This window comes from Solwaraspora sp. WMMD406 (assembly GCF_029626025.1).
GTDB lineage: Bacteria > Actinomycetota > Actinomycetes > Mycobacteriales > Micromonosporaceae > Micromonospora_E.
Genome location: NZ_JARUBF010000001.1, coordinates 2,985,199 through 3,007,517 on the forward strand (window position 1 = coordinate 2,985,199; position 22,319 = coordinate 3,007,517).

A 22,319-nucleotide genomic window follows, 5' to 3' on the forward strand; every position below is an offset into this window, starting at 1 on the left:
GCCGCCGACGAGCTGACGCGACACGGCTGGCTTCCTGCTGCTAGGAATAGGCCGTGCCAGTTCGTCGCCTCAACGCGCCCCGGATTGACTTCGCCGCGCTGCGCCGGGAACTGGAACTCCCCGACGGGTTCCTGCCCGCCGCGCAACGCGAAGCAGACGAGGCGGCAGCCCGCGTCCGCCTACGCGACACCGACCGTGCCGACCACACCGACATCCCGTTCGTCACCGTCGACCCGCCCGGTTCCCGCGACCTGGACCAGGCGATGTGCCTGCGCCGACGCGGCGACGGATACCGCCTCTACTACGCCATCGCCGACGTCACGCCGTTCGTTCCGGTCGACGGAGCGCTACGGGTCGAGACCTGGCGGCGCGGGCAGACCATCTACCTGCCCGACGGCCGCGTCCCGCTGCACCCGGCCAGCATCAGCGAAGGAGCGGCGAGTCTGCTGCCCGACGCCGAACGGCCGGCCGTCGTCTGGACCCTCGACCTCGACGGCGGCGGGGCGCTGACCAACACCGAGCTGTGCCGGGCCCGGATCCGCAGCCGCGCCCAGCTCGACTACCAGCGGGTGGCTGCCGCACATGCCGCCGGCACACCCGCCGAACCGATCGAACTGCTTCCGGAGATCGGCGAACTGCTGCTGGCCGGGGCGGTCGCGCGGGGCGCGGTCACGCTGCCGCTGCCCGAGCAGGACGTCGTACCCGACGGCGACGGGTGGCGGCTGGTGCTCCGACCTGCGCTGCGGATCGAAGAGCACAACGCCCAGATCTCCCTGCTGACCGGCATGGCCGCCGCCGACATCATGCTGCGCGCCGGGATCGGCCTGCTGCGGACAATGCCGGCACCGGAACCGGCCGCGGTCGAGCGGCTCCGGGCCGCCGCGCACGCCCTCGGCATCTGGTGGCCGCCGGGTGCGGCGATCGGTACGGTGACCGCTGGCGTCGACCCGGCGCGACCGCGTGGCGCGGCGTTCCTCGACCACGCCACCGAGCTACTGCGCGGAGCCCGCTACACGGCCTTCGACGGCGCGCCACCGGCGGACCCCGGCCACGGCGGAGTCGGCGCGCCGTACGCCCACGTCACCGCCCCGTTGCGCCGGCTGGCCGACCGGTACGCCGCCGAGGTGTGCCTGGCGGCGGTCGCTGGGCGGGAGACACCGGCCTGGGTACGGGACGCGCTACCCCGACTACCGGAGGTGATGGCGGGCACCGATCGGATCGCGTCGACCGCTGCCCGGGCGGCCGTCGACCTCACCGAGGCGGTACTGCTGCGGCACCGCGTCGGTGAGGAGTTCGACGCCGCCGTGCTCGACGCCGTGCCGGGGACCGCGAACCGCCCGCCGCGCGGCACCGTCGCCCTCGACGACCCGGCGGTGCTCGCCCGCTGCACCGGCGATCTGCCGGTCGGGGAGCGGGTAACGGTACGCCTGATCACCGCTGACCCGGCCACCCGACAGGTGCTGTTCCGGTACCCGGCCGGTGAGTGACCGTGGCGGTGAGCGAGGATGGCCGAATGGGATACGACGCCAGCACACTGCCGGACGTGTCCGACCTGACGGTCGGCATCATCGGTGGCACCGGCGACCAGGGCCGTGGCCTTGCTTACCGGTTCGCTCTGGCCGGCCAGCGGGTCCTGATCGGTTCGCGGGACGCGTCCCGGGCGGCGGCCGTCGCCGAGGAGATCGCCGCGCTGCCGGGCGTGCCGGCGGGCGGCATCACCGGCGGCGGCAACGACCAGGTCGCCACCGGGTCCGACGTCGTCGTGATCGCGGTGCCGTGGGAAGGACACGAGGCGACCGTGGCGGCGCTCGCCGACCCGCTGCGCGGCAAGATCGTCGTGGACTGCGTCAACCCGCTCGGGTTCGACAAGCAGGGCCCGTACGCGCTGGCCGTGCCGGAGGGCAGCGCCGTCCAGCAGGCGGCCGGTCTGCTGCCCGAATCCCGGGTCTGCGCGGCGTTCAACCACGTCAGCGCCCCACTGCTGGCCGACCCGACGATCGAGTGGATCGACCTCGACGTGCTGATCTGCGGCGAGGACCGTGAGGCCGTCGGGGTGGTCGCCGCGCTCGCCGGGCGGATCCCGGGGATGCGCGGCGTCTACGCCGGACGGCTGCGCAACGCCCACCAGATCGAGGCGTTCACCGCCAACCTGATCGCCATCAACCGGCGGTACAAGGCCCACACCGGGGTACGGGTCACCGACCTGTGACCGCCGTACCCCGGCGTGCCCGGATCGGCGTGGATCAGAACGTGTGTCGAGCGGCGGGGAACTCGCCGGCGCGTACCTCGTCGGCGAACCGTCGGGTGGCGTCGCCGAGCACCCCGGCCAGGTCGGCGTAGGTCTTGACGAACCGGGGCATCGGGCCCGACCGCAGCCCGGCCATGTCCTGCCAGACCAGCACCTGCGCGTCGGTCTCCGGGCCGGCGCCGATGCCGATCGTCGGGATCGACAGATCGTGGGTGACCCGTTTGGCGACGACACCGGGCACCATCTCCAGCACCACCGCGAACGCCCCGGCTTCCGTCACCGCCTGGGCGTCGGCGAGCACCTCGTCGGCGGCGTCGCCCCGGCCCTGCACCCGGTAACCGCCGATGGTGTGTTCGCGCTGCGGGGTGAACCCGACGTGTGCCATCACCGGGATGCCGGCACCGGTCAGCGCGGCGATCTGGTCGGCGACCCGACGGCCGCCTTCGAGTTTGACCGCGCCGCAGCCGCCTTCCTTCATGAACCGGACGGCGGTGCGCAGCGCCTGCGTCGGCCCTTCCTCGTAGGAGCCGAAGGGCAGGTCGCCCACGACCAGCGCACCCCGGGTGGCCCGGACCACCGCCCGGACCAGGGGGAGGAGCTCGTCGACGGTGATCGGCACGGTGGTCTCGTGGCCGAAGACGTTGTTGGCCGCCGAGTCGCCGACCAGCAGCACCGGGATGCCCGCCTGGTCGAAGATGGCGGCGGTGTACTGGTCGTACGAGGTCAGCATCGCCCAGCGTTCGCCGCGCTCCTTGGCGGCGATCAGATCACGGGTACGGACCCGGCGGCTCACCGGTCCGCCGTACAGCGCGGTCGCCTCGCCGGCCCCGCCCGGCCCGCCGGTCTCGGTTGGTCCGCCGGTCTCGGCCGGCTGTTCGGGCGGGCTGGCGGTAGGCATGGAACGGGACATCATCGTCTCCTCTCACCCTCGTGGCCGCGGTCGCGGTCCCCGGGGTACGTCACCGATGGTGCCACCGCCGGTACGGGTGTGCGGAGACTTCAGTGCAGGAATTCACAACCTCGGCGCACCCGGCGGTCGGCTCACCGGGTCGGACGGTCGCCCGGCTCGCGCCAGCGGTTGGTGATCGGTAGCCGCCGATCCCGTCCGAACGCCTTGATCGATATCTTGGTGCCGGGTGCGGACTGCCGCCGCTTGTACTCCGCCAGGTCGACCATCCGCAGCACCCGGTCGACGAGCGTGGCGTCGTATCCGGCGGCGACCAGGTCGTCGCGGCCGGAGTCACCGTCGATGTAGCCGGTGAGCACCTGATCCAGCACCCCGTAGTCGGGCAGGGAGTCGGTGTCCAGCTGACCGGGCCGCAGCTCCGCGCTGGGCGGTTTGCTGATCGAGTTCTCCGGGATCGGCGGCTCGCCGCCCCGGCGGGTCTCGTCGTCGTTGCGCCACCGGGCGAGCTTCCAGACCAGGGTCTTCCATACGTCCTTGATCGGGTTGAACCCGCCGACCGAGTCGCCGTAGAGGGTGGAGTAGCCCACCGCCAACTCGCTCTTGTTGCCGGTGGTGAGCACCAGGTGCCCCTCCTGGTTAGACAGCGCCATCAGGATCACTCCCCGTACCCGGGCCTGGAGATTCTCCACCGCGAGCCCGGACAGCGAGATGTTGGCCAGGAACGGGTCGACCATCGGCTGGATCGGCTCGACCCGGTAGTCCAGGCCGGCCCGTTTGGCCAGCTCGGCGGCGTCGGAGCGGGAATGCTCGGACGAGAACTGGCTGGGCAGCGACACCCCGACGACGTTGTCGGCACCGAGCGCGTCGACCGCGATCGCGGCGACCACCGACGAGTCGATCCCGCCGGACAGGCCGAGCACCACCGAGGAGAAACCGTTCTTGCGTACGTAGTCACGCAGGCCGAGCACCAACGCGGACCAGATCTCCGCTTCGGCGGTGAGCGGTTCGGCGATCCCGGCGTCCGCCGGCTCCCCGATCGGTGCGGGCAGCGGCCCGCTGACGCTCACCCGGTCGATGCCCATCGGGTCGGCGGGCGGGCCGGCGGTGCCGGTCTGTGATCCCGGAGCCGGCGTCGGTACGGGGTCGTCGGCGGCCGGCAGGTCCAGATCGTGCAGCAGCAGGTGTTCGACGAACTGGGGCGCGCGGGCGAGCAGCTCGCCGGAAGCGGACACGATCATCGAGTCGCCGTCGAATACGAGCTCGTCCTGGCCGCCCACCAGGTTCACGTACGCCACGGTGGCGCCGGCCTCGGCGGCCCGGCGGCGGACCAGCGGCAGCCGGGCGTCGTCCTTGTCCAGCTCGTACGGCGACCCGTTGACCGTCACCACCAGACCGACGCCGGCTCGGCGGGCGGCGGCGAACGGACCGCCGGCCTGCCACAGGTCTTCGCAGATGGTCAACGCGACGTCGACCCCGCCGACCCGTACGACGGTCAACGCCGAGCCGGGCACGAAATAGCGGTCCTCGTCGAAGACACCGTAGTTGGGCAGATGATGCTTGAAGTAGGTGGCGGCCACCGTACCGCCGTGCAGCAGGGCGAGCGCGTTACGCGGCCCCCGGCTCGGATCCGCCTCGGCGCTGAGCGCGGCCGGTCCGTCCGCGTCCAAGTAGCCGACCAGCACCGGTAGGTCCGCGAAACCATCGGTGGCCAGGTCGGCGGCCAGCCGGTGCAGACCCTCGCGGGACGCGGTGACGAACGACTCCCGGAACACCAGATCCTCCACCGGATAACCGGTGAGCACCATCTCGGGGAAGACGATCAGCTGACCGCCGGCCTCCACCGCCGCGCGGGTGAAGTCGCGGACCAACCGGGCGTTTCCCGGCAGGTCGCCAACGGTGGGGTTGACCTGGGCGAGGGCGATGCGCAACGTCGGCATGTCGTTATCTTCTCCTAGCCGGTGCCGGGCCAATCCAGGTGTCGCCCGGCGATCATCGACACCGGCGTGGACCGGTCGCGGTCACGGGCCGGTGGTGTCGGGCCGGTCGCCCGTCGCGGTGGCCGGGCGCAACAGTGGCGCGGCCGGATCCACCTTGGCGGCCGCCCGGGTCAGCACCTGGGCGGCGTCGCGGGGGGTCACCGTGCCGATCGGGCCCAGATGGCGCACGGTGGCCAGGACGCCGCCGATGCCGATCACCGCGAGGTAGCCCGCCTGCGGCGGGGGTCCACCTGCGGCGGCACCGGGCGTGGTGACACTCAACAGCAGCGACCACGACGTGGCGGTGCCGTCGGGAACCCGGTCGAGCCGGTGCGCCCGGACCGACACCGGGCTGCCGTCGTCGAGCGTCGCCGGGAAACCCGTACAACTGTCCGCGGCGGTACGGATCTCTTCGACGGCGACGGCCGCCTCGGCCGGGTCGAGGACGGTCAGCGACTGGCGCAGCACCGCGCCGGTGTCGGCCGCGACGTGGTGGGCGACGACCTGGTCGCGGGTGTCCGTCGGCGCGTCGGCGGTGGCGATCTGCCACGGCCGTTCGAACAGCCACCGGCAGCGGTGCGGAATCGTCGCTTCGCCGGGCGCCGGTCGGTCGAGGCCGAGGTACCGGCCGGCGAGGTGGTAACCCGCAGGCAGGTCGGCCGGGCCGAGCAGGACGTCGCCGAGATCCGGTTGACCGGTGACGGATTCCGGTCGACCGGTGGTGGACTCCGGTCGACCGGTAATGGACTCCGATGCGGTGATGCGTCCCGCGCCGGTGACCGCGACCGGGTCGACCTGGCCGTCGGTGGGGACGCCGATGACGGTGCCGACCATCAGTCCGGCGGCCAGACCCCCGCCGAGGGCGGACCGGCTCACCGCGTACCTGGTCACCGCAGACCATCCGGTGACCGTACGGGTTGGTATCGGCGTGCCCTGGTGATGGTGCATTAATATCCCCTTTCGTAACGCTTGGGACTAACGCTGCTGAACCGGACGGGTTGTGCCCTGGCCCCGCCAGGTCGGTGGCCGGAGTGGTCCCGTAACGTCGGTGTAACGAGGTCGGGAAAGACTGGGCAGCCCAGGTGGGAGCCGAAGCGCCTGGTCCTGCGCTGGAGGGCAGCAGCGCGGAGAATGGAACCGGTCCGGGCAGACCAGTGTCACGAGGGGTAGACGTGGACCGTCAGCAGGAGTTCGTGCTCCGCACTCTGGAAGAGCGCGACATCCGTTTCGTTCGGTTGTGGTTCACCGACGTGCTCGGCACGCTCAAGAGCGTATCGGTCGCGCCGGCTGAGCTGGAGGCGGCATTCGAAGAAGGCATCGGCTTCGACGGATCGGCGATCGAAGGGTTCGCCCGGGTCTTCGAGTCCGACATGGTCGCCATGCCGGATCCCACCACTTTTCAGGTATTCCCCTTCGAGGGTGGCGTCAGCGGTGAGAGCGCCCGGATGTTCTGCGACATCCTGCTCCCCGACGGCACCCCCTCCTGGGCCGACCCACGGCACGTCCTACGGCGGGCGTTGTCGCGGGCAGCGGACAAGGGCTTCACCTTCTACACCCATCCGGAGATCGAGTTCTTCCTGCTGGAGAACAGTCCGACCGACGGCTCCACGCCGGTGCCGGTCGACTCCGGCGGCTACTTCGACCACACCACCCACGCGGTGGCCCGCGACTTCCGTCGCCAAGCGGTCCTCGCCCTGGAGCGCATCGGGATCTCCGTCGAGTTCAGCCACCACGAGGTGGCCCCCGGCCAGCAGGAGATCGACCTGCGCTACGCCGACGCGCTGACCACCGCCGACAACATCATGACGTTCCGGCACGTGGTCAAGGAGGTCGCCCTGTCGCACGGCGTCGCCGCGACCTTCATGCCCAAGCCCTTCACCGACCAGCCGGGCAGCGGGATGCACACCCACCTGTCGCTGTTCGAAGGCGAACGCAACGCGTTCCACGACGCCAGCGACCCGATGAAGATCTCCAAGGTCGCCAAGGCGTTCATCGCCGGCCTGCTGGTGCACGCCCGCGAGTACACCGCCGTCACCAACCAGTGGGTCAACTCCTACAAGCGGCTGTTCCCGCAGGCACTGCCCGACCGGATCACCGAATCCCCGGCGTACGTGTGCTGGGGGCACCTCAACCGCTCCGCGCTGGTACGGGTGCCGGCGTACGGCAAACCCAACTCGGCCCGCGTCGAGGTCCGCTCGCTGGACTCGGCGACCAACCCGTACCTGGCGTTCGCGGTGATGCTCGGCGCCGGCCTCAAGGGCATCGAAGAGGGCTACGAGTTGCCGCCCGGCGCCGAGGACGACGTGTCGGCGCTGTCCGCGGCCGAACGCAAGGCCATGGGGTACGAGTCGTTGCCGGAGAACCTCTCCGAGGCGATCGAGGTGATGGCGAAGTCCGAACTGATCGCCGAGGTGCTCGGCGAGCACGTCTTCGACTTCTTCCTGCGCAACAAGCAGTCCGAGTGGGAGCAGTACCGCCGCGAGGTCACCCCGTACGAGCGTCGCCGCTACCTCGGCGCCCTATAGGCGGCACGGCACCGTCCGGGCGGCGACCCGGCTCGGCGCCCGCCGAATCCACCCCGGGACGCGGCCGCCGTCCCGGGGTGACGACCCACTGGCACGCTCGCGCTATCGTCCCACCCGACGTCGTCGCCGAACCCGGCGCGGACAGTGGAGGGACGTGGCGTGGTAGAGGATCTGTTCACCGGAGCCTGGCAGAGCATCGTGTTCGGAGCGGTCGGTGTCGCCCTGATGGCCGCAGGGTTCCTGGTGGTCGACTGGCTCACCCCGGGCAAGCTGCGAGATCTGATCTGGGTGCAACGCAACGGTAACGCGGCGTTGCTGCTCGCCGCGAACCAACTCGGCGTCGCCGCCATCGTGTTCACCGCGATCATGACCAGCTACCCGTCGTTCGCCAAAGGTCTCGCCTCTACTGTCCTGTTCGGACTGATCGGGCTCGGTATCATGGCACTGGCTTTCGCCGTACTCGACTGGCTCACCCCCGGCCGGCTCGGCGCGGTGATCTGCTCCGACGAGCCGCACCCCGCCGCTCGGGTCAGCGCCGCGTCGCACTTCGGCGCCGCGCTCATCGTCTGCGCCTGTATCGCCTGACGACCGCCGTGGCCGTCCGTCCGCCCGCCGCCGCCAGCGGCGGGCGGCGGGCGGGTCAGCGGACCGGCGCGGCCACGGTCAACGTACCCGCGGCGGTGTCCAGGACGGCCGGTACCCCGAGACCGACCGTCCGAGGTGCCTGGCCGTGCCCGATCGACAACCCGCCGAGCACGGGTACGCCGAGATCGCCCAGCCGTTCGGCCAGCACCTGCGCGACCGGCACCCCGTACTGGTCGGCGCAGTCGGTGAACTGGCCCAGCGCCACCCCGGCCACCCCGTCCAGCGCGCCGGCGCGCCGCAGCTGGGTGAGCATCCGGTCGATCCGGTACGGCGCCTCGCCGATCTCCTCGAGCAGCAGGATCGCGCCGGTCAGGTCGGGCAGGTCGGCGGTGCCGGCCGAGGCGGCCAGCAGATTCAGGTTGCCCCCGAGCAACCGGCCGCTCGCCCGGCCCGGCACCAGCACCGGCGCGCTCGACTCGTCCGGTGACCGGTGCACCACCGCCGCCTGGGGCCGGGTCAGCACGGCCCGCAGCGACTCGGCGGACACCGCTGGTGTCCGGTCGTCGCGCCAGGCCGCCACCGGCCCGTGCACCGTCGCCAGCCGGGCACCCCGCCAGAGCGCCAGCTGCAGCGCGGTGATGTCGGAGTAGCCGCAGACGACCACCGGATCCCGGCGTACGGCGGCCAGGTCGAGCAGGTCGACGATCCGCTGCGAACCGTAGCCACCCCGGGAGCAGATCACCCCGCGTACGGCCGGATCGGTGAACGCCTCGTTGAGGTCGGCGGCCCGCTGCCGGTCGTCGCCGGCCAGGTAGCCGTGCCGGGCGAAGGCGTGCCGGCCGATCCGGGGACGCAGGCCCCAGCTGGCCAGCAGCCGCATTCCGCGCTCGACCGGCTCCCGCGCGACCGGTCCCGCCGGCGACACCACCATGACCTCGTCGCCGGGACGCAGCGCCGGCGGTCGCCGCACCTCGTCTGCCGGTCCGGCGGTGTCTGCCGGTCCTGCGGCGTTTCGGTCTGCCGGTCCTGCGGCGTTTCGGTCTGCCGGTCCTGCGGCGTTTCGGTCTGCCGGTCCTGCGGCGTTTCGCGTCACGTCGACCAAGCCTAGGCCGGTCTGCCGGACGATCCTACGAGTACGCGGCCCGCAGCGGGTCGGTACCACCCGGGCTCGGCGGCGCACGCGATTGGATAGCCTCGACGGGTGGGCAACGCGCTGGTGATCGAAAACGACCCGACCGACGACCTGTGTCGGCTGGGGCAGTGGCTCACCGAAGCCGGCCTGTCGGCTGAGGTACGCCGCCCGTACGCCGAAGATCCGGTCCCCGCCGATCTGGCCGGGTACGCCGCGCTGGTCGTGCTCGGCGGCCGCCAGCACGTCACCGCCGCACCGGCCGGCGGCGACACCACCGAGACCACCGAGACCACCCACTGGTTCGCCGAGCTGGAGGCGCTGCTGCGCAAGGCGGTCCGCACCCGGCTGCCCACCCTCGCCATCGGGCTCGGCGCACAGCTGCTCGCCACCGCCCACGCCGGTACGGTCGAGCGCAGCGCGGCCGGTCCCGAGATCGGCCCGACCCTGGTCGGGAAGCGCGACGCCGCCGGCACCGACCCGCTGTTCCGCTACGTCCCCCTCGCGCCCGACGTGCTGCAGTGGCATGTCGACGAGATCACCGAACTGCCGCGCGGCGCCGTCCTGCTGGCCGCCTCCACCCACTATCCGCATCAGGCGTTTCGCTTGGGGGACAGGGCCTGGGGGCTGCAGTTCCACATCGAATGCGACGCGGACATGATCGCTACCTGGGCCGCCGGTTCCACCGTGCTGGCCGAATTGCGGCTGCCCGCCGACGTCGTGGTCGGGGCGTGCGTCGAGGTGCTGGGGGAGATCGAGGACGTGTGGCAGCCGTTCGCCGCCCGGTTCGCCGCGCTGGCGCTGGGACAGCTGCAGACACCGGATCTGCCCCGGACCCTGCCACTGCTCGGCAGCTAGGCGGTCCGGCGATGACCAGACCGACCAGAGCCAGCGGCCGCCTCGCCCGATACGGCTTCGACATCAGCGGCGGCGACACCGTCCGGGCCGGCGAGCTCCTCGGCCCGGACGGACTGCGGCTGTGGGACCCGGACAGCCAACAGCCGGTCGACGAGGCGGCGGCCGAACTGCTCGCCGCGCTGTCCCGGGCCGCCGACCCCGACCTCGCCCTGCGGCAACTGCACCGGCTGGTCGAGGCTCATCAGCGGGCCGGCGCCGGCGCCACCAACGGCGGTCGACGGGCCTTCGGCCCGCGACCGCCGACGGACGGACGAGCTACGGACGGACCGGGCGACGAGACCACGGTGCTCACCGCCCTGCACGCCGACCCGGGGCTGCGCCGCCGGCTGATCGCCGTCCTCGGCGCCTCCTCCAGCCTGGGCGACCATTTGGTCGCCAACCCCGACCAGTGGCAGCAGCTCGCCACCGGACACAACGGGGTCGCCCCCACCGCCGATGGCAGTCTCGACCTCGGTGCCGGCGACGAGGTCGGGACGCCGGCGATCGCTGCGCTGCGCCGGGCGTACCGGTTGGCCCTGCTGCGGATCGCCGCCGCCGACCTGACCGGCGGACGCGGCCTCGAGCAGACGATGGCGGCCCTGTCCGCGTTGGCCGACGCGACCCTCGGCGCCGCCTACGACATCGCGGTCAGCGAACTGCCCGCCGGCACCACCCCGCCGCGACTGGCGGTGGTGGCGATGGGCAAGTGTGGTGGCGGCGAACTCAACTACGTCTCCGACGTCGACGTCATCTTCGTCGCGGCCGAGGACGCCGACCTGGCCGCCGGGACCACCGTGGCGACCCGGCTGATCCACATCTGCGGGCTGGTGGCGTGGCCGGTGGACGCGGCACTGCGCCCCGAAGGCAACCGGGGGCCACTGGTCCGGACCCTGGCCAGCCATCTCGCCTACTACCAGCGATGGGCCCGTACCTGGGAATTCCAGGCGCTGCTCAAGGCCCGCCCGGCGGCGGGTGACACGGACCTGGCCCGGGAGTGGATCCGGCTGCTCGCCCCACTGGTGTGGCACGCCGCCGAACGCCCCGAGGCGGTCGACGACGTCCGGGCCATGCGCCGTCGGATCATCGACAACGTTCCGCCCCGTGAGCTGGAACGCGAGATCAAACGGGGACCCGGCGGGCTGCGCGACATCGAGTTCGCCGTCCAGTTGCTGCAGCTGGTGCACGGGCGGGTCGACGAAACCCTCCGGACACCGGGCACCCTGCCCGCGTTACGGGCCTTGGTCGCCGGCGGCTACGTCGGCCGCGCCGACGGCGAAGCGCTGCTGCGCGGCTACCGCTTCCTGCGCGGCGTCGAACACCGGCTGCAACTGCAAGGCCTGCGCCGTACGCACACCGTGCCGGCCGACCCGGCCGGGGTCCGGTGGCTGGCCCACGCCCTGGGCTACACGGCGCTGCCGGGCCGCGCCGCCGTCGAGGCGTTCCGCGCCGACTGGGTCAGCCACGCCACCGAGGTACGGCGGCTGCACGCCAAGCTGCTCTACCGGCCGCTGCTGGAGTCCGTCGCCCGGGTGCCGGCCGAATCGCTGCGGATGACCCCGCAGGCGGCCCGCCGCCGCCTCGAAGTGCTCGGCTTCGCCGATCCCGCCGGCGCGCTGCGGCACCTGGAGGCGCTCACCGGCGGGGTCTCCCGGACCGCCGCCATCCAACGCACCCTGCTGCCGGTGCTGCTGCAGGAGTTCGCCGACGCCCCGGAACCCGACCGTGGCCTGCTCAGCTACCGTCAGGTCTCCGACAAGCTGGGCAGCACCCCCTGGTATCTGCGGTTGTTGCGCGACGAAGGCCCGGTCGCCGGCCGGCTCGCCCGTACCCTCGGCCTGTCCCGGTACGCCGCCGACCTGCTGGCCCGCGAGCCGGAGGCGCTGCGCATGCTCGCCTCCGACACCGAACTCGCACCCCGCGACGCCGGCGTTCTCTGCGACGGGTTCGCCGCCGCGGCAGCCCGACATCTGGGTTCCGGCGGCGGCGAGCCACCCGATCCGATCAAGGCCGTCCGGGCGGTGCGTGCCCTCCGACGCCGGGAGCTGCTCCGGCTGGCCTGCGCCGACGTCCTCAGTCGCGCCGGTGCGCTGGCCCCGACCCGCCCGACCTCGACCGGCGATGCCGCCGATGCCGTCGGCGGCGGTCCGGCCGCCGCCGACGGCATCGATGTCACCGTCGTCGGCGCCGCCCTCAGCGCGGTCACCGACGCTACCCTCGCCGCCGCGCTGCGGGTGGCGGTCGCCACCGTGCCGCCACCGCCGGGACTGCGTTTCGCGATCGTCGGGATGGGGCGCCTCGGCGGCTACGAGATGAGTTACTCGTCTGACGCGGACGTGCTGTTCGTCTACGATCACCCGCCCGGCGTCGCCGACGACCAGGCCAGCGCGGCGGCGCGGGCGATCGCCGAGGAACTGCGCCGGTTGCTTGGCATGCCGGCCCCGGACCCGCCGCTGGGCGTCGACGCCGACCTGCGTCCCGAAGGTCGGCAAGGACCGCTGGTGCGAAGCCTCGCCGCGTACGCCCAGTACTACGCCCGCTGGTCGAGGGTCTGGGAATCCCAGGCGTTGCTTCGGGCCCGGTTCGTCTGCGGTGATCCGGCACTGGGCCGGGAGTTCCTCGCCGTCGCCGACCCGGTCCGCTATCCGGCCGACGGGCTGAGCCGGGAACAGGTCGTCGAGATCCGACGGATCAAGGTCCGGGTGGAGACCGAGCGGCTGCCCCGGGGCGCGGATCCGGCGACCCACACCAAACTCGGTCGAGGCGGCCTGGCCGACGTGGAGTGGGCGGTGCAGCTGACCCAGCTGCGGCACGCACACGCCGTACCGGCGCTGCGCGACACTCGTACGCTGATCGCCCTGGCCGCCGCCCGTGACGCCGGGCTGATCGACGCGGCCGACGCCGCCGCGCTGCGGGCCGGCTGGACCCTCGCCGCCCGGGTCCGCGATGCTCTGATGCTGGTCCGGGGACGGGCCAGCGATCAGTTGCCCCGGCACGGACCGGAGCTGGCCGGGGTGGTCCGCCTGCTCGGTGGCGCTGACGCCGGCCAGTTCCTCGACGACTACCTGCGGACCGCCCGCCGCTGCCGGGCGGCGGCCGAACGGGTCCTCGGTGCCTGACGGCGCCCCCGTCACCGGCGCGCGGCATCGCCTCATCCGCTGGACCGGACTGCTCGGCGCGGTCGGGTTGGCGCTGGCCGCCGTGCTCGGCGGCGCGTCGCCCGACCCGCCCGCCGCCGGTTGGGCGGTCTTCACCAGCGGGCGCGGGGTGCTCAGCGTGCTCGCCTGGGCCGCCGGCACCGCCGTACTGGTCTGGGCGTGGTGGTCGGCGCGGCACGGCGTGCCGTCGACGCGTTGGGCGATCGTCACCATCGGGCTGTGGGCGGCACCGTTGCTGGTCGCCCCGCCGCTGGCCAGCCGGGACGTCTATTCGTACGCCTGCCAGGGGTGGACGTACCACACCGGTGGGGACCCGTACGCCGGTGTCGCCGGGCAGGGCTGTCCGTGGCTCGACGCGGTCGCCCCGCTGTGGCGCGACACCCCGGCACCGTACGGTCCGCTCTTCATCTGGCTGGCGGGACTCGCCGTCGCCGCAGGGGTGGGTCTGACCGGCACGGTGCTGATCCTCCGTGCGGCGGCCGTGGCCGGTCTGGTGCTGGTCGTGCTCGCCCTGCCCGGGCTGGCCCGGCGCTGTGGCCTACCGGGTGGGCGGGCGTTGTGGTTGACGCTGGGCTGTCCGGTGGTGCTGGTGCACCTGGTCTCCGGCGCGCACAACGACGCCGTGATGGTCGGCCTGCTGGTTGTCGGGCTGTGGCTGCTCGTCGCCCGGCCGGCGCCGGCGGCCGTCACGGGCGAGCCGGCCGTCACGGGCGAGCCGGCCGTCACGGGCGAGCCGGCCGTCACGGGCGAGCCGGCCGTCACGGGCGAGCCGGCCTCCAGCGGCGAGCCGGCCTCCAGCGGCGAGCAGGCAGCCGCCGGACTGCTGGTGCGCGGCGCGTCGGTCCTGGTCCCGGTGGCCGCCGGGGTGCTGCTGGGCCTCGCGGTGGCGGTGAAGGTGACGGCACTGGTGGTGGTGCCGTTCGCCGTGGTGCTGGCGGTCACCAGCGCGCGCCGCCCCGCCGCCCTGGTGCGGGCCGGCGCGGCGGTGCTGTCCGGGGTCGTCGCAGCGGTGGCGGCGACGTCGCTGCTGGTCGGGTCGGGGTGGGGCTGGGTGGCCGGGCTGACCCGCAGCGGCGACTCCCGACAGTGGACCTCTCCGCCGACCGCCGTCGGTCTGCTGGTCGACTACCTGGCCCGGCCGGTCGGCGGCGAGCCGCAGGCGGTGGGCGTCGCGCGGCTGGCGGCGCTGGTGCTGCTCGCCGTGTTCCTGGTGGCCCTGTGGTGGTGGGTGTGGCGGGGCAGCGGACCGGTGCCCTGGTGGCGCGGCCCGATCGGCCGGGGCGGCGCGTGGTACGTCCCGGTTCGTGACCGGGGGCTGGCGGTGTACGGGGCCGGAGTGGGGCTGGCCGCGACCGTGCTGGCCGCCCCGGTGTTCTACCCGTGGTATCTGGTGTGGCCGCTGGCGTTGCTCGCCGCCACCGCGTACCGCACCCGGTGGTTCCTGCTGCCGGCGGCGGCCAGCTGTTTTCTGGTGCTGCCGGACGGTTCGGGAGTCGCGGCGATGACCAAGGTCCCCGGTACGGTCGCGATGTGCGCGCTGCTCGTCGTCGGGCTGTGGCGGGCGGTGCGGCACTACCGTGCCCGGCCACGTCCGGCCGGCTGAACGATCGCTGCGCTGCGCCGTCGCGCGCCGTGTCTGCGCTGGCGGCGGGCGGGTGGAAACGGCGAAGGCCGGACCCGCAAAGGTCCGGCCTTACCGTTTCAGCTGCTCAGCGCGCCCCTCGGGGCAACTGGATCAGCAGTCGTAGTACATGGCGAACTCGTGCGGGGTCGGCCGCAGGCGGACCGGGTCGACCTCGTTGGCGCGCTTCCACTCCACCCAGGTGGAGATCAGGTCCGGCGTGAAGACGCCGCCCTCCAGCAGGAAGTCGTGGTCGGCCTCGAGGGAGTCGAGCACGGCCGGCAGCGAGCCCGGTACCTGCTTGACGTCGCCCCACTCCTCCGGCGGCAGGTCGTAGAGGTCCTTGTCGATCGGCGTCGGCGGCTCGATCTTGCTCTTGATGCCGTCCAGCCCGGCCATCAGCATGGCCGAGAAGGCCAGGTAGACGTTGGCCGACGGGTCCGGCACCCGGAACTCGACCCGCTTGGCCTTGGCGTTGCTGCCGGTGACCGGGATACGGGTGCAGGCGGACCGGTTACGCTGCGAGTAGACCAGGTTGACCGGCGCTTCGAAGCCCGGCACCAGCCGGCGGTACGAGTTAACCGTCGGGTTGGTGAAGGCCAGCAGCGACGGCGCGTGGTGCAGCAGACCACCGATGTACCAGCGGGCGGTGTCGGACAGCCCCGCGTAGCCGGTCTCGTCGTAGAACAGCGGCTCGCCGTTGAGCCACAGGCTCTGGTGGGTGTGCATGCCGGAGCCGTTGTCGCCGAACAGCGGCTTGGGCATGAAGGTCGCGGTCTTGCCGGCGGCCCACGCGGTGTTCTTCACGATGTACTTGAACAGCTGCAGCTGGTCACCGGCGTGCAGCAGGGTGGAGAACTTGTAGTTGATCTCGGCCTGCCCGGCGGTGCCCACCTCGTGGTGCGAGCGCTCCACGGTGAAGCCGGTGTCAATCAGCTTGCGCACAATCTGGTCCCGCAGGTCGGCGTAGTGGTCGACCGGCGGCACCGGGAAGTACCCGCCCTTGTACGCGGTCTTGTAGCCGCGGTTGCCGCCTTCTTCCTCGCGGCCGGTGTTCCAGGCGCCTTCGATCGAGTCGATGTAGTAGTAGGCCTGGTTCGCCGAGGTCTCGTGGCGGATCGAGTCGAAGATGTAGAACTCCGCCTCGGGGCCGAAGTAGGCGGTGTCGGCGATGCCGCTGGCGGCCAGGTAGGCTTCGGCCTTCTTGGCCACGTTGCGCGGGTCCCGCGAATACGCTTCCCGGGTGAACGGGTCGTGGATGAAGAAGTTGAGCGCCAGCGTCTTCTCGATCCGGAACGGGTCGATGAAGGCTGTGGCGACATCCGGCAGCAGCAGCATGTCCGACTCGTGGATCGCCTGGAAACCACGGATCGAAGACCCGTCGAAGGCGAGGCCGGTGGTGAAAATGTCCTCGTCGACCGACTCAACCGGCAGGTTGAAATGCTGCATCACGCCGGGCAGGTCGCAGAAGCGTACGTCGACGAATTTCACGCCCTCGTCTTTGAGGTACCGCAGTAGTTCCTCTGGATTGGCGAACACACGTCCTCCTGGCACGTCGCACTGATGGCTATGCTGGTCGCGACGCTATGGCCGAGCGGTTGCCCCGGGGTGTCTCTAATGTTTCCGCCGTGTTACGTCCCGTGCGGAGCGTGATCTCGACCAATCGTCCCCTGCAGGATACGGCAGACGGCCCCGGCTACCCTGGCCGTTCGTGGGTATCCAGGAAGGCGGCAGCATGTCGGACAGCGCGAGCGGGGCGACGGCGACGGGTCCGGCACCAGCATCCGATCCGCCCGGGCTGGCCCGACGCACCGGAGCTCTAGTCATCGACTGGCTACTGTGCGTGCTCGTCGCGGGTCTCTTCGCCGACCCGGCACGGGACGGTTGGCCGCCGGTGCTCGTCCTCGTTGTCGAGTACGCCATTTTCCTCGGGCTGTTCGCCCAGACGCCGGGAATGTGGCTGGCCAGGATCCGCTGCGTGTCGGACATCGACGGGGGACGGATAGGCGTACCCCGGGCGTTGGTGCGCGGTATTCTGCTCGCCTTGGTCGTGCCGCCACTGATCATGGATGACCGTCGCCGTGGACTGCACGACCGGGCGGCTGGTTCGGTCGTGGTCGCCGTCAATCGCTGACACCATGATCCGGTTGCGCCAGGCCCGGATCCGCCGGATCGGCCGGACCAGCCGGATCGGCCGTGCGGCCCATCGGCTGGCGGACCAAAGTCCGGTCCTCGAAGCAGTACCACCAGTCCTCGCCCGGTTCGAGCGAACGCATCAGCGGGTGGCCGGTCTGGTCGAAGTGGGCCGTAGCGTGCTTGTTGACCGAGTCGTCGCAGCAGCGGACCGCGCCGCAGGTCAGGCACATCCGCAACTGGACCCAGTCGTCGCCGGTCTCCGCGCAGTAGGCGCACTCGCGGGTGTCCGTCTCGGTCACCGTGACCAGGTCGAGATGGGTGCAGGCGGTACTCATCGTCTCCTCGCGCACGTACCGCCAGCGCGACCGCAGCAGCCAGTCCGGAATGATCCGGGCCAGCAGCCGGGACTGCGCCGCCAACATCGGCGAGAGCACCGCCAGCACCAGCACGTACAACGCGATGAACGGACCGAGTCGGGGGTCCAGCCCCGCGCTCAGCGCCAGCGTCGCCAGGATCAGTGAGAACTCGCCCCGGCCGAGTACGGTCAACCCGACGTTGGCCGCCCCCCGGTGGTTGAAGCCGAACAGCGCGGCGGTGACCAACCCGGCGCTGGCGTTGACCACGAGCGTGATCAGGACCGCGATCACCACCGGCAGGACGACCGCACCCAACTCGCCCACGTCGATGCTGAGCCCGAACGCGACGAAGAAGACCGCAGCGAACAGATCCCGCAGCGGCAACGTGAGCCGTTCGACCCGCTCCCGGACCGACGTGCGGGAGATCACCAGACCGATCATCAGCGCACCGATGGCATCCGACACACCGACGTCGGCGGAGATCCCGGCGACCAGCAGCACCAGCCCGACCACCAGGATGACCAGGATCTCGTCCTCATGAGAGCCGATCAGCCGACCGATCGCCCGCGCGCCGAAGCGGGCTACCGCGAACAACAGCAGCAGATAGCCGAAACTGATCGCGATGTCCGCGACCAGTTGGCCGGCCGAGTCGGCCGGCGACAGGACCGGCGTGAGCATCGCCAGGTAGAAGGCCAGGAACAGGTCCTCGATGACGATGATCCCGAGGATCACCGGGGTCTCGGCGTTGGTCAGCCGGCGCAGCTCGATCAGCAGCTTGGTGGCGATCGCCGACGACGAGATGCCCAGCGCACCGCCGATGACCAGCGCCTCGGCGGTGCCCCAGCCCAACGCGAACCCCAGCGCCAGGCCGGCGCTGACGTTCATCCCGATGTAGCTGCCGGCCGCGATGAACAGCCGTCGGCCACTGCCCAGCACCTGTTCGACCGGGAACTCGACCCCGAGGCTGAACAGCAGCAGGACGAGGCCGAGCGCGGCCAGAAGGGCGAGGTCTTCCGGATGCTCCACCAGCACCGGACCGGGGGTACCCGGGCCCAGCAGGATTCCGGTGAGCATGAAGAACGGGACCGTGGGCAGGCCGAGCCGGCGTCCACCTCGGGCGAGCAGCCCGGCGATGAGCACGATGGCGCCAAGACCGATCAGGTCAGCGTGCATGCCGTATCAAACCAGGTGGACGGCGGGATCCGACAGGCTGGTCCAAGGCCGGACGGCGTCGATCACCCGGGACGGCGTCGATCACCCGAAGTCGTCGGATCGAATCAGGCTTCGAAGAAGGTGCCGGCGAGGACGGCGCCCACCTTGCGAGACTGTTCCTCTGTCAACTCGAGCACGGCGGTCGGCTCGTCGGATCGGCTGGTGAAGACATAGAGGTCCCGGGTGCCGTCCCGGCGGACCACCACGGACACCCGCTGGCTACCCGAGCCGAGGTCGATGTCGTATCGCTTGCCGATACCCGGCAGCTCCTGCATGTGTACGCCCTGACCCATCGGTCCTCCCCCTGGATGGTGTGGTCAGCGCCCGCGCGACTGCCGGAAGGCACCCCGGGGCGGACGCATGTTCTTCGGGATCGCGCCCTTGGGGAGCTGCGGTCGGGCCGACAGCGCGGTCAGCCGCTTGTCCAGCGCGTTGACGTCCTTGCCGGTGAGGTTGCGCGGCAGGCGCATCAGGGTGGTGCGCATCTTTCGGATCGGCAGCTCGCCCTCGTCGGTGCCGATCACGTAGTCGTACAGCGGGGCGTTGCCGATGACCTTGGCCAGCCGCCGTTTCTCCTGGCCCAACAGCCCTCGGACTCGTTGCCGGTTGCCTTCGGCGAGCAGGATCACCCCGGGACGGCCGATCACCAGGTGCACCATGTCCAGCTGGGTGGTCGAGCTGACCGCCGGGGTGACCCGCCAGTCGCCGCGCATGTTCTCCAGCAGCGACGCGGCGGCCCCCGGCTGCCCCTCGGCGACGTTCATCATCGCCGCGTTGGAGCGGAGGTTGAGCACGATCAGGACGGCGAGCAGCGCGAGCAGGATGCCGACCGGCAACCACATCCAACCCCAGGCGATCACGGCCACCACCGTGACCGCCAGCGGCAGCACGACGGCGGCGAGCGCCAGCGGCACGAACCACTTGTCGCGCTTGGCGGTGAACGAGAACACCATGCCGATTTGCTTCAGCCGCTGGCCGAACGACACCTTCTCCTGGGGTTTCGCCATGCGAGGCAGTCTAGTGGCAACGCCGCTCGGTTAGGGCGGGTGGATGGTTAGCAAGTGTTTGTGATTATATCGATGGCTATGGTGGCTTTGTAGCTGCGTCGGTCTACGTTGGGTCCGCGGGCTTGGTACTTGGAGTTCGAGCGTTTGATCATGCGGGTCTTCACCCGGATCCGACGCTCAGGTAGCAGGTGGGCCAGAACCGCACGACCGATGGCGCCGACCAGGTCGATGACGGTGTCGGCGAGGACGCCGGCGGCGTGGGTGACCTGGTCGCGGGCGGCGTTCAGGGCGGTGGTGAAGCTGGCCCGGTCAGGGCCGGTGCCGGGCCGGCTGTCGGTGGCGTCGGTCATGGCGTTACGCAGGATCTGGTAGACGACCAGCAGGGCGTAGACCTCCTGGTCGATGCCGTCGGGAGTACGCGCGCGCAGGACCCGGCCGCCGAGGATGCTGGATTTGATCTCCAGGTAGGCGGTTTCGACCTCCCACCGGCGGTGGTACAGCTTTATCAGTTCGCCGGCCGGGTGGGTGCGTGGGTCGAGCAGGGTGGTGATCAGCCGGTAGCCGCCCGTGCGGACGCCGTCGATGGTCTGGACGCTGATCTCAGCGTCCACGACCCGCACCCGTACCGTGCCGATGGTCGACAGCCAGGATCCGTCGTGGTACCGGCGGATCACCGGCAGGCGGCGGCCGTTCTTGCAGCGGATCAGCAGGTCGGCCCTGGTGGCGGCGAGTGTCTGGATGAGGTCGGCGGCGGCGTAGTTACGGTCGGCCAACAGCAGCATCCCGGCGGCCAGGCTCCGGGCCAGGGAGCGGGCCTGGTCGAGTTCGCTGGTGCCGAGTGGAGCGAACACGGCGTCGATGATCGAGCGGGTGCCGCAGGTCAGCAGGACACTCAGCCGTAGTGCCGGGTAGCCCGCGCCGCCGTGGTTACCCCGTTGTTTGCGGTAACGGACCCGGACCGCCTCGGCGTCGGCGACCGACATCGTGGTCCCGTCGATCGCTGTCACCAGCAGGCCCCGCCACCGCACGGCGTGCGTCGCCGTGGTGACCGCCGGGCCGCGCAGCAGATCGAACAGGGCCCGCAACGGCGTCGACCCGAGCCGCTGACGCGCCTCCCGTAACGTGCCTGAGGCCGGCTCGGTCAGATCCAGCCCGGTCAGACCGGCGGTCAGTTTCCGCCACACCTGCCCGTAGCCGAGTTCGGCGAACAAGCAGCCTGCGAGGACGAGGTAGACCACGACCCGGGCCGGGAGTAGCCGGATCCGCTGCTGGGTACGACGGGTCGCGGCAAGGACCTCATCGACCATCTCGAAGGGCAGGAACTGGGTCAACTCACCCAGATGACCCGGCGCGAACACACCTGCGGCTACCCGCACCGTCCGAGTTATGGCAATCTGATCGACCAAAGCGGAGTTCCTGGTCTCGAGGCGTCTTGGAGTGACTCACCTCGTTACAGGAACTCCGCTTTCCCATGTCCGACCGACACACCCTTGACCGCTGCCGCAACGGCTTAACCGAGCGGCGTTGAGTCTAGTGGCCGGAGGCGAGCCGGTTCACCGGCGGTGACACCTGCGGGGGGCCTAGCGGGGGAGCGCAGCAGCGCGCCGCTCCAACGCCTGCTGGTAGAGGCGGCCGGCCCGGTACGACGAGCGCACCAGCGGACCGCTCATCACCCCGGCGAAGCCGATCCGCTCCGCCTCCTCGCGCAGCTCGACGAACTCCTCCGGCTTGACCCACCGTTCCACCGGGTGGTGGCGAGGGGTGGGGCGCAGGTACTGCGTGATGGTGATCAGCTCGCAGCCGGCGTCGTGGAGGTCGCGCAGTGCCTGGGACACCTCGGCCCGGTCCTCACCGAGCCCGAGGATCAGGTTGGACTTGGTGACCAGGCCGGCGGAGCGTGCCTGGGTGAGTACGTCGAGCGAACGTTCGTAGCGGAACGCCGGCCGGATCCGCTTGAAGATCCGGGGCACCGTCTCGACGTTGTGCGCCAGGACCTCGGGTGCGGCGGCGAACACCTCGGCGAGCTGCCCCGGATCACCGTTGAAGTCCGGGATCAGCAGCTCCACGCCGCAGCCGGGCTGCAGCGCGTGGATCTGGCGGACCGTCTCGGCGTACAGCCAGGCGCCTCCGTCGGGCAGATCGTCGCGGGCGACCCCGGTGACCGTGGCGTAGCGCAGGCCCATGGTCGCCACCGATTCGCCGACCCGGCGCGGCTCGTCGGCGTCGAACTCCGCCGGTTTGCCGGTGTCGATCTGGCAGAAGTCGCAGCGCCGGGTGCACTGGTCGCCGCCGATCAGAAACGTCGCTTCGCGGTCTTCCCAACATTCGTAGATGTTGGGGCAGCCGGCCTCCTGGCAGACGGTGTGCAGGCCTTCGCGCTGCACCAGGCCGCGCAGCTGGGTGAACTCCGGGCCCATCTTGGCCTTGACCTTGATCCACGGCGGTTTCCGCTCGATCGGGGTCTCGGCGTTACGGGCTTCCAGGCGCAGCAGACGGCGTCCCTCCGGAGCAATGGTCACCCTTGTCAGCGTACGCCGACGGGGTGCCGGCCGGGCGGTCCGGCCG

General features: G+C 71.4%; 17 protein-coding genes and 1 pseudogene. 8 read left to right on the plus strand and 10 right to left on the minus strand.

From position 1 onward, the window contains the following. The first annotated feature begins 53 nt into the window (after positions 1–53). Together O7632_RS13435 and npdG are read left to right on the plus strand one after the other, a co-directional pair. Positions 54–1,487: an RNB domain-containing ribonuclease gene (locus tag O7632_RS13435; RefSeq protein ID WP_278114482.1), complete on the plus strand. Its 1,434-nt coding sequence runs from the start codon at positions 54–56 to the stop codon at positions 1,485–1,487. A 26-nt stretch (positions 1,488–1,513) separates the two neighbouring features. Beyond that, positions 1,514–2,209: an NADPH-dependent F420 reductase gene (gene npdG, locus O7632_RS13440; protein WP_278114483.1), complete on the plus strand. Its 696-nt coding sequence runs from the start codon at positions 1,514–1,516 to the stop codon at positions 2,207–2,209. A gap of 34 nt (positions 2,210–2,243) precedes the next feature. Here npdG and panB read toward each other — a convergent pair whose 3' ends face one another. From panB to O7632_RS13455, 3 genes are all read right to left on the minus strand, one after another. Then, a complete protein-coding gene (gene panB, locus O7632_RS13445; protein WP_278114485.1) occupies positions 2,244–3,158 on the minus strand; it encodes a 3-methyl-2-oxobutanoate hydroxymethyltransferase in 915 nt (304 codons plus the stop codon). A 131-nt stretch (positions 3,159–3,289) separates the two neighbouring features. Continuing rightward, positions 3,290–5,092 carry an NAD+ synthase gene (locus tag O7632_RS13450; protein ID WP_278114487.1) on the minus strand — a complete coding sequence of 601 codons (1,803 nt, stop codon included), beginning with the start codon at positions 5,090–5,092 and terminating at the stop codon, positions 3,290–3,292. Between the two features lie 81 nt (positions 5,093–5,173). Beyond that, positions 5,174–6,022 carry a hypothetical protein gene (locus O7632_RS13455; RefSeq protein ID WP_278114489.1) on the minus strand — a complete coding sequence of 283 codons (849 nt, stop codon included), beginning with the start codon at positions 6,020–6,022 and terminating at the stop codon, positions 5,174–5,176. Positions 6,023–6,303: 281 nt separating this feature from the next. Between O7632_RS13455 and glnA (O7632_RS13460) the strand changes: the two genes are divergently transcribed. Together glnA (O7632_RS13460) and O7632_RS13465 are read left to right on the plus strand one after the other, a co-directional pair. After that, a complete protein-coding gene (gene glnA, locus O7632_RS13460) occupies positions 6,304–7,656 on the plus strand; it encodes a type I glutamate--ammonia ligase (RefSeq protein ID WP_278114490.1) in 1,353 nt (450 codons plus the stop codon). A gap of 159 nt (positions 7,657–7,815) precedes the next feature. After that, positions 7,816–8,241, plus strand: a complete 426-nt coding sequence (locus tag O7632_RS13465; RefSeq protein WP_278114491.1) for a DUF350 domain-containing protein — start codon at positions 7,816–7,818, stop codon at positions 8,239–8,241. Positions 8,242–8,296: 55 nt separating this feature from the next. On the opposite strand, the gene O7632_RS13470 is transcribed toward O7632_RS13465, so the two are convergent. Then, complete coding sequence (locus O7632_RS13470) at positions 8,297–9,172, minus strand: LD-carboxypeptidase (RefSeq protein ID WP_278120025.1); 876 nt, start codon at positions 9,170–9,172, stop codon at positions 8,297–8,299. Positions 9,173–9,425: 253 nt separating this feature from the next. Here O7632_RS13470 and O7632_RS13475 point away from each other — a divergent pair. The 3 genes and pseudogenes from O7632_RS13475 (at position 9,426) to mptB (ending at position 15,025) form a co-directional block, all read left to right on the plus strand. Further along, a pseudogene (locus O7632_RS13475) lies at positions 9,426–10,228 on the plus strand (type 1 glutamine amidotransferase). Positions 10,229–10,239: 11 nt separating this feature from the next. Further along, positions 10,240–13,383, plus strand: coding sequence for a bifunctional [glutamine synthetase] adenylyltransferase/[glutamine synthetase]-adenylyl-L-tyrosine phosphorylase (locus tag O7632_RS13480; protein ID WP_278114494.1), 3,144 nt, complete (start codon positions 10,240–10,242; stop codon positions 13,381–13,383). Further along, positions 13,376–15,025 (plus strand): polyprenol phosphomannose-dependent alpha 1,6 mannosyltransferase MptB, encoded by a 1,650-nt coding sequence (gene mptB, locus O7632_RS13485; RefSeq protein WP_278114496.1) that lies wholly within the window; start codon positions 13,376–13,378, stop codon positions 15,023–15,025. Before O7632_RS13480 ends, mptB begins: the two co-directional genes overlap by 8 nt. A gap of 132 nt (positions 15,026–15,157) precedes the next feature. Here the strand turns inward: mptB and glnA (O7632_RS13490) are convergent, their stop codons facing one another. Beyond that, entirely contained in the window at positions 15,158–16,582 is a 1,425-nt protein-coding gene (gene glnA, locus O7632_RS13490) for a type I glutamate--ammonia ligase (RefSeq protein WP_278114497.1), read from the minus strand. A 196-nt stretch (positions 16,583–16,778) separates the two neighbouring features. On the opposite strand from glnA (O7632_RS13490), the gene O7632_RS13495 reads away from it, so the two are divergent. Next, positions 16,779–17,177 (plus strand): RDD family protein, encoded by a 399-nt coding sequence (locus tag O7632_RS13495; protein WP_278120027.1) that lies wholly within the window; start codon positions 16,779–16,781, stop codon positions 17,175–17,177. Here the strand turns inward: O7632_RS13495 and O7632_RS13500 are convergent. The 5 genes from O7632_RS13500 to lipA all read right to left on the minus strand — a co-directional run bounded on the left by O7632_RS13500 (position 17,167) and on the right by lipA (position 22,273). Further along, the gene (locus tag O7632_RS13500; protein WP_278114499.1) at positions 17,167–18,708 is read right to left on the minus strand and encodes a cation:proton antiporter; all 1,542 of its coding nucleotides are present in this window, start codon (positions 18,706–18,708) and stop codon (positions 17,167–17,169) included. The genes O7632_RS13495 and O7632_RS13500 overlap by 11 nt on opposite strands. A gap of 104 nt (positions 18,709–18,812) precedes the next feature. Further along, positions 18,813–19,040 carry a potassium transporter TrkA gene (locus O7632_RS13505; protein WP_278114500.1) on the minus strand — a complete coding sequence of 76 codons (228 nt, stop codon included), beginning with the start codon at positions 19,038–19,040 and terminating at the stop codon, positions 18,813–18,815. 24 nt (positions 19,041–19,064) lie between these two features. Then, positions 19,065–19,754, minus strand: a complete 690-nt coding sequence (locus tag O7632_RS13510) for a DUF4191 domain-containing protein (protein ID WP_278114502.1) — start codon at positions 19,752–19,754, stop codon at positions 19,065–19,067. A gap of 47 nt (positions 19,755–19,801) precedes the next feature. Beyond that, positions 19,802–21,160: an IS4 family transposase gene (locus O7632_RS13515; RefSeq protein ID WP_278112971.1), complete on the minus strand. Its 1,359-nt coding sequence runs from the start codon at positions 21,158–21,160 to the stop codon at positions 19,802–19,804. A 174-nt stretch (positions 21,161–21,334) separates the two neighbouring features. Beyond that, positions 21,335–22,273 (minus strand): lipoyl synthase, encoded by a 939-nt coding sequence (lipA, locus tag O7632_RS13520; RefSeq protein ID WP_278114503.1) that lies wholly within the window; start codon positions 22,271–22,273, stop codon positions 21,335–21,337. Positions 22,274–22,319: the final 46 nt, after the last annotated feature.

Bases quoted from the DNA above. Each gene is read 5' to 3' on its own strand.
- panB (WP_278114485.1), bottom strand. From the start codon at position 3,158: ATGTCCCGTTCCATGCCTACCGCCAGCCCGCCCGAACAGCCGGCCGAG.
- O7632_RS13480 (WP_278114494.1), top strand. From the start codon at position 10,240: ATGACCAGACCGACCAGAGCCAGCGGCCGCCTCGCCCGATACGGCTTC.
- O7632_RS13495 (WP_278120027.1), top strand. From the start codon at position 16,779: ATGTCGGACAGCGCGAGCGGGGCGACGGCGACGGGTCCGGCACCAGCA.
- O7632_RS13505 (WP_278114500.1), bottom strand. From the start codon at position 19,040: ATGGGTCAGGGCGTACACATGCAGGAGCTGCCGGGTATCGGCAAGCGA.
- O7632_RS13470 (WP_278120025.1), bottom strand. From the start codon at position 9,172: ATGGTGGTGTCGCCGGCGGGACCGGTCGCGCGGGAGCCGGTCGAGCGC.
- O7632_RS13510 (WP_278114502.1), bottom strand. From the start codon at position 19,754: ATGGCGAAACCCCAGGAGAAGGTGTCGTTCGGCCAGCGGCTGAAGCAA.
- O7632_RS13500 (WP_278114499.1), bottom strand. From the start codon at position 18,708: ATGCACGCTGACCTGATCGGTCTTGGCGCCATCGTGCTCATCGCCGGG.
- npdG (WP_278114483.1), top strand. From the start codon at position 1,514: ATGGGATACGACGCCAGCACACTGCCGGACGTGTCCGACCTGACGGTC.
- O7632_RS13450 (WP_278114487.1), bottom strand. From the start codon at position 5,092: ATGCCGACGTTGCGCATCGCCCTCGCCCAGGTCAACCCCACCGTTGGC.